Here is a 12,402-nt window from a genome sequence, read left to right as displayed (position 1 = left end):
ATCGGGTTCGGCCTGGTTTAGAGCTCACACACTTCCACCATTATTTGTGACTGTTTCATGGCGTCAGCTATTTCTTTGGGGGGTTCACCACCGGCGATTACTCGCGAAAGCTTACTAAGAGGACACACCACATTTAGGGTTGTCTGCTGCCAGGCACGGTTGGGTACCATCACGGTTGCGAAATCACTATTGCGGATTAGCACTCTATGTAAAGCCGCTCTATTAATATTCTCGCAGCTTAATCCAGTTTCTGCAGCTAGACTTTCCGCTTCGATAAATACCGAATGTAAATGGAAGTTATGGGCATCGCCTAAAGTGAGCGGCCCTAGGTTTTCGTACCTTTCCGGTTGCCCCCCGAAGATGATTACCTGAGCCGGGGCGATTCCTTGGTCTCGCTGGCGTTGTTGCGCCTGATCAAGAAGCTTAGCCACCGGCATAAAGTTAGTTATCACCGTGAGGGATGAAAAAAACTCACTTTCGGTGATTAAGTTTGCCAGATGCTCACCGCAGCTACCGGCGCCAATAAAAACTGAAGATCCGGGGCGGATGGTAGCTAGAGCGGCTTGGGCTAAAGCTCTTTGTTCTCCACTAGAGGTCTCCAGCGCTGGCCGTTGCGCTTCCCTGGCGCCCTCGAGCTTAACTGCACCCCCGTGAACCCGCTCTAACAACCCCCGAGCAGCCAGTACTCTAATGTCACGGCGCACGGTCATTTCCGAGACTCCCAGCTGCTTAACCAGATCAGTTACCCGCACTGATCCACTTTCATTAACTTGCCGTAAAATCTCATCGTGTCGCTGGTGCGCTAACATGTGTATCTCCATTTAGCTGCCGTAAAGCATTTTCTTTAGGTTACCCTATTTTGTTGCTATTTGTCTTTTTTCTCGCGCGGTTTTGTTCGTTTCACTGAATGCGACTGATGCCAGCGAAAACCGTTAGATTGAGAGTATGAAGAGTATGAGAAGTAGACGTAACTCCCCGCAGCTTTCTGTTCGCGAGCGCCACCCAGACCAGTTTTCACCCAGTTTTATTGAGGTGAAAGCTGCATCCGGATTAGTCGCTAAAGCCAAGCTATTAGTTTCCTGGCTGCAACGCCTGCGGATTATACGTTCGCTGATGCGTTACAGTAACGGTCGGGGCGCCTTACTGGCCGGAGGGATCGCATATTCGGCAATCTTTTCACTCACCGCCGCCCTCACTATCGGGGTTACGGTGCTCTTAGGATTGCTGGGGCGCAGTCCTAAGCTGCAAGATGCGGTATTTTCTTCGCTGGCAGCTTCTCTTCCCGGAGTATTGGAATGGAAGGGATCTTCCGGAATCCTGAATCCTTCAGATCTAGTAATTTCTACTTCCTTTTCGATAACCGGAATCGTGGCGGTGGTGGTACTAATATTTTCCGCGACTTCGGTAATGCGCGCTATGAAGTCTTCCATCCGCGCCATGTTCGGAATTGATCAGGTTCCTTCGGGAGCGGCAAGTGAAAAATTCCGCGACCTCCTGGGGTTTGTGGCGATTTCTTTCGGAGTAGGTGCGACCGGGATTCTTACCTTGGTACATACGGTTATTGGCAATCAAATATTTTCGGCACTGGGATTGGAATCCGCCTTCGCTTCGGCAATGATTCGGATTGGTTCTTTTCTGATTAGCGCCGCTATCGACGGGTTAATCTTATGGATATTGCTTCGTTTCGTGGCACTAGTGAGGGCGCCAAAAGCTGATCTGCGGTGGGGACTAGCAATATTTGGGATAGTAGCTTCTCTGATTAGATCCCTGGGAACTTCGGTTGTGGGCGCAGTTGATAACCCGCTGCTAGCTTCTTTTGCCGCCATTGCCACGCTACTGCTGTGGATCAACTTGCTGTCTCGGGTGATGCTGATTTCTTGCGCTTTTATCGCCAATCCCCCTAAGGCTCTCACAGTTAACGAAGCCAAAGACGTACATGCTACTGAACGCCCCAACTATGTGTCCTTGTCGGAGCCGCTAACTTTGGATTGGGCACATCATCGTCTCAGTGGCGCCGTGGATCTGGATGTTTCCGACGACACTTCTTTACCTGACCATTTTGCTCTGGGGAAAGCACCGCTATGGCGCTCGCGCCTGGTGACCCAAAGCGGGAAACCGTGGCGAGGCCAGGTTGCCACCCTCATTGACCAAATGATCGCGCGGCATGAAAAACGGATTGCTTTTCTGCGCTCCTTAAAAGATGGGCGCCGGGATCCTCGCTAGGAGCTAACTTTTAACGCGCGGGGTATCATCCCCCGGGCGTAAGAACCCGAAATAAGTTGTGCAGCTGCTGAGCTAGCAAACAGAAGGGTAAGGCTACAGGTCGCCCACTATCCGACTATTCATGTGGAGAACCACCGAAGAACGCAATCCCCCATCAATACCTAGCATTAAGCCGCCGAGCAGAGATAGCTTTGAGAAACGTTTCTTACCTGCCAGACCGACTAGACCAGCCCCGACTAAACCGATGCCCACTGTCATTTGCGCCGCATTTACCACTTTCATCAAAGTGGGGTGTTCTATTTCTAGTTTCCGTAAGATTCCGAAGGGAGTCTTCGCGTCCTCATCTGAATGCAAAATCCGCATATCTACGCTATGTCCCATGGCTGCTGCCCAACCGGGCTCGTGGAAGATTTCAATTCCGGGCACGTCTTCTAGTTCAAGCCGTCCATAGAGGAAAGCGGCGGCTTCGGCTGGGAGCCCCATAACTTCAATTGCCCGCACCATTCCGTCTTGACCGGTAATCTTAAAGGTCTCTGCTAATTGCTCAGCGTCACAACCGACAGTTTCAGCAATCCGATTTGGCGAGGAGGAGTGCCCAAGATAATCACGCACCTGTTCTTCCAACGCCGGATCCGGATTTTCGACCGCCCCTGGTACCACCTCGGTTTGCAGCAACCAGGAGTGAATCGCCAGTTTTTCCGGGTCGGCAACTTCATCGGAGGTAACTGCCACTATCCGCTGGTCATGGTCAGAAACATAGAGTCCCACGGCGGGAATCCGGGAGATTAAAGAACCTTCAACAATATCTGCGCGGATGGTTTCATAGCACAGCGCAATCCGGCCTTCCGGAAGGGTTACGCACCCGAGGGTTTTCCCTTCTGCTGCCGCGCAAAATGGTACTGAAGAAACCGGCATCCGCGAAATTTCCACTACCCGCACCGGTTGGCTGCGATCAGAAGAGCGCGAAGGCATCGGCTTATCGGCAGGTAGCTTATTGGCTTGATATTCCCCGATTAAGACATCGGCCTCGAAATCTTCTGCCAGTTTGTTTACTACTTCCGGGAGCGCTGCCCCTACCCGCAAGGGTTCTCCGGCCGCGTCTAGAGAAGCGAGACCGTCGGCTTGGTTACGGAGCACATTTACCCCCAGCAAGTGCGGGGTATCGGGAAACCAGTCTGCCTCGGCAACGATATTTTGTTCCCGGAAGAACTGGCAGACCGCCCTCGGGTCGAGCTTGGCAGCCACCATCGCGCCCTCTTGAACATTCCAGGTCACTACCGGGTCAGCATTGGTATCTACACTGGGCAAGCTGTCATTGCTCATGATTTCTCCTTTACGGTTCCTCTTTCCTCCAGATTAACTCGTGAGGGCCGCTTTTTCAGCCGTTACAGGACACAGAATCGAAAATTTTTCCCCCACCAAAACAGTGACTTAGTTCTCAACTTTTAAGACTGGCTTGCTATTGGCGGGGAAAACCGGGTTATCTTAGGGGCATGACACGTCGAATGTTCAGCTGACCCGCACGGTCAGCTCTTCTCAGTCCGCCCCTAGGCGGCGACGCGTTTGCCCGTGCAAAGAAAGTCCCTTTGGACTGCCTTGCCGGGCTTTTTCTTTATCCGAAGTGGACTATTGGCAAACGTTTATAAAACCCAAATCTACTTTGAAAAGGATAAAAGAAAATGACTAAGCAAAACTGGGGCTTCAACACTCGCCAGATTCACGCCGGATACCGTCCCGATAAAGAAACCGGATCCCCGGTGCCTCCCCTTTATCAAACCAATGGTTACGTTTTTAAGGACGCGAAACAGGGCGCGGATCGTTTCGCCTTAAAAGAACCCGGTCCTATCTACACTCGCCTAAATAACCCCACTAACGAGGTTTTCGAGGAGCGGGTTAACTCCCTAGAGGGCGGAGTGGGGGCGCTTTCAACTTCTTCGGGAGCCGCTGCGATTGCGCTGACTACCTTGACGATTGCCGAGGCCGGAGACAATATCGTGGCTTCGCCTTCTCTATATGGCGGCACCATCGCGTTCCTGGCCAATAATCTGCCGCGTTATGGCATCACCACTACTTTTGTTGCCGACCCTACCGATACATCGCAGTGGGAGGCCGCCGCCGATGAGCGCACTATCGCGTTCTTTGGGGAAACTATTCCCAACCCGAAAAATGATTTTCTAGATATTGAGGCCGTCGCCCAGGCAGCACACCGGGTCGGAGTGCCTTTTATCGTCGATAACACGGTGGCCACCCCCTATTTGACCCGCCCGCTAGAGTGGGGAGCCGATATTGTGGTGCATTCGGCCTCGAAATATCTGTGCGGACATGGCAACTCTATCCAAGGAGTGATTGTTGATGGCGGCACTTTCGATTGGGGCGCCGAGCCGCAGCGTTTCCCCCAGTTCAACCAACCGGATCCTTCCTATCACGGCCTGGTATACAAAGACCTAGGGGAAAGCGCATTCATCGTGAAAGCCCGGGTGCAGGGGCTACGTGACTTTGGCTTTGCAGCCAGCCCCTTTAACTCCTTCTTAGTAAATATCGGGATTGAAACCCTCTCGCTGCGGGTGCAACGCCACGTAGAGAACGCCCAAAAAGTAGCGGAGTTCTTAGAAGCACATCCGCAGGTAACAGCGGTGAACTATTCGGGGCTGCAGTCGTCTCCCACCCATGATTTGCAGCAAAAATATGCTCCCGGCGGTGCGGGCGCGGTTTTGGCTTTTGATCTCAAGGGTGACCGCGCAGCGGGAGAAGCTTTCGTAGATGCTTTGAAGCTGCTAACTAACGTAGCGAACCTGGGAGATTTGCGTTCCCAGGTTATCCATCCGGCCTCTACCACTCATTCGCAGGCAAATGAACAAGAGTTAGCGGCGGCGGGTATCAGCCAATCCACTATCCGGGTTTCAGTCGGCCTTGAGGACGTGACAGACATTATCGCTGATCTAGAGGCCGGGTTTGCGGCGATCAGCAAGTAACCTTCGTACCTGCAGCAGATAAAACTCGAAGGAAGAACCAAAATGCCAACGACAGTAAAAGATAAAGCGCAAGGCGTTAGTGTTAACCCCCGCCTGCAATATCCCGGCACTAACTGGGCAAATAATCCCACTTGGCTACCAGGGGATGATCCCGGTAACCGCCAGTTTGTTTCCCTCGGGGAACTGCCTTTAGAAAATGGAGGCTCCCTGCCAGGCGGCTACCTGGCGTATGAAACTTGGGGGAAACTCAATGCGGATGCCTCTAATGCAATCTTGATTGAACACGCCTTAACCGGGGATTCTCATGTGATGGGCTTACAAAGCCCCGCACACCCCACTGCCGGTTGGTGGGAGCGAGTAGTTGGCCCGGGCAAACCGATTGATACGGATCGTTACTTTGTGGTGGCACCCAATTGTCTAGGCGGATGCCAAGGCTCTACCGGCCCGGCCTGGCCGGCACCCGATGGCCTGCCTTGGGGTTCACGGTTTCCGGAAATCACTACCCGTGACCAGGTGCGCGCGGAAAATAAATTGCGCAGGCAGCTAGGAATACTGTCTTGGGCTTTAGTAGTGGGGCCTTCAGCAGGGGGCTTTCGCGCCCTGGAGTGGGCGTGCCTCTATCCGCAGCGGGTACGCGCTTTAGCGCTGGTCGCTACCGCAGCAGCGACCAGCGCTGACCAGACCGGTTGGGCACATATGCAGGTGTGTGCCCAAGAGTTAGATACCAGCTTTGATGGTGGCGACTACTACTTATCGGGCGATAAAGAAGCGGGTAATCCCGGAATGGCGTTGGCGCGGCAAATCGCGCATGCCACCTATCGCACCGCCGGCGAGTTAAACACCCGGTTTGGGCATGACCCTCAAGGCGGTGAAAATCCCCTGGCAGGGGGACGCTATGCGGTGGAGTCCTACCTGGATTATCACGGGAAGAAACTGACGCAGCGTTTCGATCCCGGATCATATCGGACGCTAACTCGCGCGATGATCACTCACGATATCGGGCGCGGGCGCGGCGGTACCCGCCGCGTCGCCGGATCTATCTCCGCACTCACCCTGGTGATTGGAGTAGATTCTGACCGCTTATTCCCGGTAAGCGAATGCGCAGAACTGGCCCGCCAAATTCCCGGCGCCCAGTACCAGCAAGTTACTTCCTCCTCCGGCCATGACGGATTCTTAGTGGAAACTCGGCAGGTAGAAAAAATCTTGGCGGATTTCGTTGCTGGCTTATAGTCACCGCTCCCGCCCTCTAGACAGCGGATAAAGCAGGTAGGCTGTAGGCGTGCAAATAATGGATTTAACCGGGCAACTGCAGGACTATCGCACCCTGGATAAACTGCATAAACAGATACACGGCGAGGTAGCAGCGGGAACGAGAGAAAACACGGCGCTCTTAGTGCAGTACTCCCCCACTTTCACGGTGGGACGCAACACCAAACCGGAAGATGTACCTAATAAAGATGTGCCGGTAATCGAGGTAAATCGGGGTGGTTCGGTAACTTGGCATGGCCCGGGGCAACTGGTTTGCTACCCGATTGTGAAACTGCCGCAGCCTCTAGATGTTATTCGCTTTATTCGCGCCGTGGAACAGGTAGTAATCGACACCCTAGAGCCCTATGGGATTCAGGCGCAGCGGATCAAGGGACGGGCAGGTGCTTGGGTGTTAAAACCCGGGGAAATTGATAAAAAGATTGCCGCCATCGGGATTCACACTGCGCGGGGTGCATCCATGCACGGTTTCGCCCTCAACGTGAATCCTACTTTTAGTGATTTCGCTCGGATCATTCCCTGTGGCCTGGCCGATGCTTGGGTAACTTCCATGAGTGAACAAGGATGCAGCGAAACTGTGGCTTCTATGCGCGAACCCGTAATCGCCGGGTTGCAGCGCAACTTAGACACCCCTTACTTTAGAGGTGAAGAAAACGAGCGAGAGGGCGAAGATGTCTACACTTCCTGAAGTGGGCGAGCGCAAACTATTGCGGGTAGAGGCACGGAACGCCCTCAGCCCCATCGAAGATAAGCCCGAGTGGATAAAAACTAAGGTAGTTTCGGGTAAGAACTATATGGATATGCGGCACCTGGTGCGCCGTTCCGGGCTAAACACGGTGTGTGCGGAAGCCAATTGTCCCAATATCTATGAATGTTGGCAGGATCGGGAAGCCACCTTCTTGATTGGCGGCGCGGTCTGTACCCGCCGCTGCGACTTTTGCGATATTGCCACCGGACGCCCCGGCGAATATGACCGGGAGGAACCGAGCCGAGTCGCGGACTCGGTCGCCGAACTAGGGCTCCGGTACGCGACGGTCACTGGAGTTTCCCGCGATGACCTACCCGATGGCGCCTCCTGGCTGTATGCGGAAACCGCGCGCCAGATTCACGCTAAATCCCCCAATACTGGGGTAGAACTGCTGGTAGATGACTTTCGAGGACACATCGGCGCCCTAGAGGAAGTGTTCTCATCCCGTCCCGAAGTATTCGGACACAACCTGGAAACCGTACCCCGGATTTTCCGGCAGATTCGCCCCGCCTTCCGCTACGAGCGTTCCCTGCAAGTATTAGAGGCCGCCTCCAATGCCGGTTTGATCACCAAATCGAACCTGATTTTAGGGATGGGAGAAACTCGCGAGGAAATCGAGGCCGCCCTGCGCGCTCTAAGGGATGCCAAAGTCGATATTATGACCATCACCCAATACTTGCGTCCCTCCCCCCTGCATCACCCCATTGATCGCTGGGTCAAACCCACCGAATTCGTGGAACTGTCAAAATACGCCTATAGCCTGGGCTTTTCGGCAGTAATGGCCGGCCCCTTGGTACGTTCTTCCTACCGGGCCGGGCGGCTGTGGGCGCGCGCCATGCAGGCGAAAGGCCGGGAGCTTCCCGCTAATCTTGCGCAACTTGGTGAGGAAGGCACCGCGCGCCAAGAAGCTTCCGCCCTGCTAGCGTCCCGTACTTCCTAATATGCGTGGATAGCGCAGGGAGTAAGTTTTTCCTCCCTGCGACTCTCATCCGTCGAGATTAGTTTTGCGGTCTTGCCATCATGTAGAGCACCATTTTTGATGGCTTGATGGCTTTAACGGCATGCGGTAATCGGGTGGTGAAATGTACTAACCCACCAGGTAGTAGGGTTACTGTTTTACCCTCGGCGGTAATTTCAAGCTCACCTTCTAAAGTTTCGACAAGCACCGGCATTGCAGCCGTATGCTCGGAAAGCTCCTCGCCGGCATCGAAGGAAAATAGCACAACGTTGACGCCCTCTGCGCGCAGCAAAGTTTTTGAGACAGTTGAGCCTGCCGCGTACTCGATTTCATTAGCTAGATTGTTGATAAAACCTAGGGCTGGGGATGCTGGAGTTTCAGCGTTCATGAAGGTTACCTTTCAGGTGATTAAGGAGATAAATTACTCGGATGGCTTCTTAGCTACTATCGCGATTCCGGTCAGGTGGTCGCGGTATTTGTTGAAAGTGGATCGCATCTGAAGAACCCGGGCTCGTAGGTCTTTATCCCGGATTAGGTTACGGATAATCCGGGCTACCCCCAAGAGGCCTTCATCAGCCAGGTTACGCCTGAGCGATAGTGACGCCATCGGTGCAAAACCTCTCCATTCCACCTCAAAACCCGCATTCGTGAGTACCGCACGCCATTCATTCTCGGTCAGCGGACGCGCATTAGCTCGAATCGTGCGGGCTAATTGCTTGCGTAACCCGTCAGCCAACTCTGGGTCGATATCATTTGGGGTGAGCCCTAGCTCGTGGATGGCGTAACGACCCCCGGGTTTGAGGAGGCGGAATGCCTCGGCAGCTATTTCGGCTTTGGCTTTTTCACCTTGCATAGTCAGCATCGCTTCCCCCACCACTACCTCAGCGCTTTCACTACTCAACCCGGTCTCTTGCGCTTTAGCATTAATAACCGTTCCGCCGTGGGGTTTGACGATGGCTTCCACCCGGGCGACTGCCGCCGGATCCTGATCGACACCAACATAAGAGGCTACGCCTTCGCTCACGATTAATTGTGCGGTACGACCCAGCCCTGGCGCGAACTCCACGATTTTCTTTCCCTGCATATTGGCTGCACTCAACATCCGTTTCGTCAGCTTCAACCCGCCAGGACGAAGCACTCGCTTACCGGCACGAGCGAGCACCCAATATCCGGCAGCGGTACTGGTTGAACGATCAGATTGAGGCAACGAAGACGTATTTTCCATACCAAAATCCTAATAACTAAGGCAAGCCTAAGTCAATCATTAGCGGCTATTGGATTGATAGCAGCTACACTTAAGCACCACAGTTTTCTTGGGACTTAAATAACGTTTGGAGATACGAAAGGAACGTTGGAGGCAGTTTTTACCTCACTCCCCGAAATCCGGAAAATGCCTGCGGTTTTTCCGAATTCTTGGGCGGGAGGGAAAACTTATTCCCCGCGAGCTGCTAGTGACTGGCGGAGGGTTTGGCGAGATAGTTTTCCGGCGCTGTTTAGAGGCAGCGCGCTCACTTGGATTATTTGCTTGGGAATCTTGTAGGCGGCTAGTTTACCTGTTAGGAAGGGTTTAAGATCCTCGAGGGTAGCGGTTCCGGTAACTACTGCACAGACTCGTTGTCCCCAATACTCGTCCTCCAGGCCGATCACCGCGACCTGCCCGATACCGGGGAAAGTTGAGAGCGCGTCCTCTACCTGCGCGGGGAACACGTGTTCCCCGCCGCTAATGATTACGTCGCTTGCCCGCCCGGATAAGCGCAGCAATCCGTCTTCACCGATATAGCCAATATCGCCGGTTTCGATCTGCCCCTCGATAGCGCTCATGGCTTTGCCCGGATAGTTGGTTTTGCATACGTGCGGACCACTGATGGTTACTTGCCCTTGGCTACCTGCGGGTAGCACCTTGCCGTCCGCATCGCGCACCGCCACTTGGGAATAAGTGAAGGGACGACCAGCGGCCTCGGGGTGCGCTAAGGATTCGTTTATTCCCAGGTAACAACCAGCCCCTCCGGTTTCGGTCATCCCCCACACCTGGATGGGACGCAGCTGTAGTTTTTCCATCCGCCGCGCTAGGGCTGCCGGTAGGGGCGCGCCTCCGATTAGGGGACGGCGCCAATGCGGGAAGGGATTTTCCGTGAGTTCCTCCCCCGCCTCTTGCGCCAGGGCATCTAGCATCCCGGTGAACATGGTGGGAACCGCGAACCCGATGGTAACTTGTTCTTCGCGAATAATCCGGGCAGCGGCTAGCGGAGAAAAGCCCGCGATCACTACTATTTTGCCGCCGTGACAAAAAATATCGTTGGTGGTGCCATTAAACCCGCCGATATGGGACAAGGGCGCCAGCGCCAACCCGGTATCCGAGTTACGGTAATCGAAGGCGTCACGATAGTTCGCCCATGCCCAATACATGGTTTCCCGGGAGTGTTCCACCCCCAAGGGACGCCCAGAAGTCCCGGAAGTATAGATGATCGCCGCTAGGGATCCCTCGGCTACCGGAGCAATCTCGCCGGCTAGTTCCCCGGGAGGAAACGGCTGTTTCCTATGGGCAGCCAAGAGCTGTTCATGCAGCTGATCCAGGTTTATAACCTGCGCTTTTCCGAGGGCGCCCCCCGAGGAGGACGCTGTTTCTGCGACAGCGGAGTCAGAGTTATCTAACGGAAGATCCCCTTTTTGGTCGCTAAAGAGTAGACGCGGGGCGCAGTCGGCCACCATCGCTCGTAAATCAGCAGGCGCGGCGGCTTTAGCCAGGGGAACGAACACCGCCCCTAGCTGGTCGCACGCAATCCACAGCAACAGGTGATATTCGCTGTTCGCGCTACAAATCGCTACCCGATCTCCGCTCACTACCCCACGTTCTTGCAGGTAAACCAATAAATGTTGCGACAGCGACCAGGTGTCGGCGACAGAAAAACGCCCCCGGGGACCGGCCAGGCTTTGGGCATGGGGATGGTCAATCGCGGCTCTTTGAAAGTTTCGTATCGGTCTAATCATGACTTCCCCCGTTTAGCGTCCTCGGCTATATTACCCACCCGGTCACCTCTGCGAGTTAACCAGCAGGTAGGTTAAACTTAGCGGCAAGGAAACCGGTAGCCCCGGTCGCGAAGGTAGGCGAGGATTTTAGGAGAACTCATGTCTGAAACTATTGAGAACCAGTTGGCACACCGCTCGGTGCGGCGGTTTGATGCTCAACCAATCTCGCCAGAGGTATTAGCGCAGTTAAAAGAGGCTACCCGGCGCACCGCTACCTCCTGTGGGGTGCAAATGGCTTCGATTATTCAGGTCAATGATCCCAAAAAGAAGCGGGAAATCTCCCAGCTTTGCCAGCAGGACTATATTGCCGATGCTCCCCAGCTGTGGATTTTCCTTACTGACTTGTACCGTTCTTACCGGATTGTGGAGGAAAAAGGCGAAAACAATAACTGTGTGCGCGGCATGGACGGCTTTTTCCAAGGCGTTACCGATGCGGTACTGATGGCGCAAAACTTGGTGAATGCCGCCGAATCCCTGGGGTTAGGTACCTGTTTCTTAGGGTCGATCTTGAATGACCCGGCGCGGATGATTGAGATTTTGCAACTACCGAAACTGACTTTCCCCGCCCTGGGGGTAATGTTTGGCTACCCGGGACAACAGCCGCAATTAAAGCCGCGGATGCCGATGGAGCTGCGCATGTTCGAAGACTCCTATAACTGCTTTGAAGGCTCCTATCTGGAGCAGTTCGCTGATTATGACCAGGAAATGACTACCTACTATGACACTCGGGCACACGGCAAACGCTCAGATACTTTCACCGATAACCTCACTCGGATTATGTTGCGGGACGCGCCCCTGCGACGCGGAATGCTAAATACGGTGCGCGCCCAAGGTTTCGACCTCGCCCTCCAGCCTCGCTAAAGGCTAACTGCCCCCTCTCCCGGATCTCGAGGCACGCATTTAACGCACTACATTAGAGCGCATGGTAATTCGCGACCACGCCCTCACCCCAATTACCAGGCAATTCTAGTGTAATTAACAGAATAAACTAGCCGGTCAAGCATATCTTGTTGCTCGGGGTGAGGGCGCGGTTTTCAGAATGATTAGGTTCCTAAATCTGTTTTGCCAGTATTAATAGCAAGTCCTCTCCATCTATTAGCCAACGCTGGTCACAACCAGTCGTTCCAGCTGGCAGTCTCCCCTACCGCTTACGCCCAGGTTCACAAGATATATGAACCATCAGGCGCAAATGCGGGGTATTTATCACT

11 protein-coding genes are annotated in these 12,402 nt (G+C 54.1%); 6 read left to right on the top strand and 5 right to left on the bottom strand.

All coding sequences use genetic code 11. From position 1 onward, the window contains the following. Window positions 1-17: 17 nt before the first annotated feature. Window positions 18-809, bottom strand: a complete 792-nt coding sequence (locus F605_RS11065) for a DeoR/GlpR family DNA-binding transcription regulator (protein WP_022865118.1) — start codon at window positions 807-809, stop codon at window positions 18-20. A gap of 136 nt (window positions 810-945) precedes the next feature. On the opposite strand from F605_RS11065, the gene F605_RS10305 reads away from it, so the two are divergent. After that, window positions 946-2,223: a YihY/virulence factor BrkB family protein gene (locus F605_RS10305; RefSeq protein WP_081639164.1), complete on the top strand. Its 1,278-nt coding sequence runs from the start codon at window positions 946-948 to the stop codon at window positions 2,221-2,223. A 93-nt stretch (window positions 2,224-2,316) separates the two neighbouring features. Here the strand turns inward: F605_RS10305 and F605_RS0106665 are convergent, their stop codons facing one another. Continuing rightward, entirely contained in the window at window positions 2,317-3,546 is a 1,230-nt protein-coding gene (locus F605_RS0106665; protein WP_022865116.1) for a hypothetical protein, read from the bottom strand. Between the two features lie 356 nt (window positions 3,547-3,902). Here F605_RS0106665 and F605_RS0106660 point away from each other — a divergent pair, with 356 nt between their 5' ends. Genes F605_RS0106660 through lipA form a run of 4 tightly spaced genes read left to right on the top strand, consistent with a single transcriptional unit; the run spans window position 3,903 to window position 8,149 of the window. Then, on the top strand, window positions 3,903-5,195 hold the full coding sequence (locus tag F605_RS0106660) for an O-acetylhomoserine aminocarboxypropyltransferase/cysteine synthase family protein (RefSeq protein ID WP_022865115.1): 1,293 nt from the start codon (window positions 3,903-3,905) through the stop codon (window positions 5,193-5,195). A gap of 42 nt (window positions 5,196-5,237) precedes the next feature. Continuing rightward, window positions 5,238-6,425 (top strand): homoserine O-acetyltransferase MetX, encoded by a 1,188-nt coding sequence (gene metX / locus F605_RS10300; RefSeq protein ID WP_022865114.1) that lies wholly within the window; start codon window positions 5,238-5,240, stop codon window positions 6,423-6,425. Window positions 6,426-6,483: 58 nt separating this feature from the next. Beyond that, window positions 6,484-7,149 (top strand): lipoyl(octanoyl) transferase LipB, encoded by a 666-nt coding sequence (gene lipB, locus F605_RS10295; protein ID WP_051132137.1) that lies wholly within the window; start codon window positions 6,484-6,486, stop codon window positions 7,147-7,149. Further along, the gene (gene lipA, locus F605_RS0106645) at window positions 7,133-8,149 is read left to right on the top strand and encodes a lipoyl synthase (RefSeq protein WP_022865112.1); all 1,017 of its coding nucleotides are present in this window, start codon (window positions 7,133-7,135) and stop codon (window positions 8,147-8,149) included. The genes lipB and lipA overlap by 17 nt, the downstream gene beginning before the upstream one ends. A gap of 58 nt (window positions 8,150-8,207) precedes the next feature. Here lipA and F605_RS0106640 read toward each other — a convergent pair whose 3' ends face one another. The 3 genes from F605_RS0106640 to F605_RS0106630 all read right to left on the bottom strand — a co-directional run bounded on the left by F605_RS0106640 (window position 8,208) and on the right by F605_RS0106630 (window position 11,155). Then, the gene (locus tag F605_RS0106640) at window positions 8,208-8,555 is read right to left on the bottom strand and encodes a cupin domain-containing protein (RefSeq protein WP_022865111.1); all 348 of its coding nucleotides are present in this window, start codon (window positions 8,553-8,555) and stop codon (window positions 8,208-8,210) included. A 33-nt stretch (window positions 8,556-8,588) separates the two neighbouring features. Further along, window positions 8,589-9,392: a methyltransferase domain-containing protein gene (locus F605_RS0106635; RefSeq protein WP_022865110.1), complete on the bottom strand. Its 804-nt coding sequence runs from the start codon at window positions 9,390-9,392 to the stop codon at window positions 8,589-8,591. A 206-nt stretch (window positions 9,393-9,598) separates the two neighbouring features. Next, entirely contained in the window at window positions 9,599-11,155 is a 1,557-nt protein-coding gene (locus tag F605_RS0106630) for a class I adenylate-forming enzyme family protein (protein ID WP_022865109.1), read from the bottom strand. A 138-nt stretch (window positions 11,156-11,293) separates the two neighbouring features. Between F605_RS0106630 and F605_RS0106625 the strand changes: the two genes are divergently transcribed. After that, window positions 11,294-12,055 (top strand): NADPH-dependent oxidoreductase, encoded by a 762-nt coding sequence (locus tag F605_RS0106625; RefSeq protein WP_022865108.1) that lies wholly within the window; start codon window positions 11,294-11,296, stop codon window positions 12,053-12,055. Window positions 12,056-12,402 lie beyond the last annotated feature (347 nt).

Origin of the sequence: Varibaculum cambriense DSM 15806, assembly GCF_000420065.1 — a bacterium.
GTDB classification, from domain to species: Bacteria; Actinomycetota; Actinomycetes; order Actinomycetales; family Actinomycetaceae; genus Varibaculum; species Varibaculum cambriense.
The sequence above is the reverse complement of the archived record's forward strand: the minus strand, read 5'-3'. Positions and strand labels throughout refer to the sequence as shown.

What these genes read in the sequence shown, in the direction of transcription:
- F605_RS0106660 (WP_022865115.1), top strand. Translation starts at nt 3,903, where the DNA reads ATGACTAAGCAAAACTGGGGCTTCAACACTCGCCAGATTCACGCCGGA.
- lipA (WP_022865112.1), top strand. Translation starts at nt 7,133, where the DNA reads ATGTCTACACTTCCTGAAGTGGGCGAGCGCAAACTATTGCGGGTAGAG.
- F605_RS0106665 (WP_022865116.1), bottom strand. Translation starts at nt 3,546, where the DNA reads ATGAGCAATGACAGCTTGCCCAGTGTAGATACCAATGCTGACCCGGTA.
- F605_RS0106625 (WP_022865108.1), top strand. Translation starts at nt 11,294, where the DNA reads ATGTCTGAAACTATTGAGAACCAGTTGGCACACCGCTCGGTGCGGCGG.
- F605_RS0106640 (WP_022865111.1), bottom strand. Translation starts at nt 8,555, where the DNA reads ATGAACGCTGAAACTCCAGCATCCCCAGCCCTAGGTTTTATCAACAAT.
- F605_RS0106630 (WP_022865109.1), bottom strand. Translation starts at nt 11,155, where the DNA reads ATGATTAGACCGATACGAAACTTTCAAAGAGCCGCGATTGACCATCCC.
- F605_RS11065 (WP_022865118.1), bottom strand. Translation starts at nt 809, where the DNA reads ATGTTAGCGCACCAGCGACACGATGAGATTTTACGGCAAGTTAATGAA.
- metX (WP_022865114.1), top strand. Translation starts at nt 5,238, where the DNA reads ATGCCAACGACAGTAAAAGATAAAGCGCAAGGCGTTAGTGTTAACCCC.
- F605_RS10305 (WP_081639164.1), top strand. Translation starts at nt 946, where the DNA reads ATGAAGAGTATGAGAAGTAGACGTAACTCCCCGCAGCTTTCTGTTCGC.
- F605_RS0106635 (WP_022865110.1), bottom strand. Translation starts at nt 9,392, where the DNA reads ATGGAAAATACGTCTTCGTTGCCTCAATCTGATCGTTCAACCAGTACC.
- lipB (WP_051132137.1), top strand. Translation starts at nt 6,484, where the DNA reads ATGGATTTAACCGGGCAACTGCAGGACTATCGCACCCTGGATAAACTG.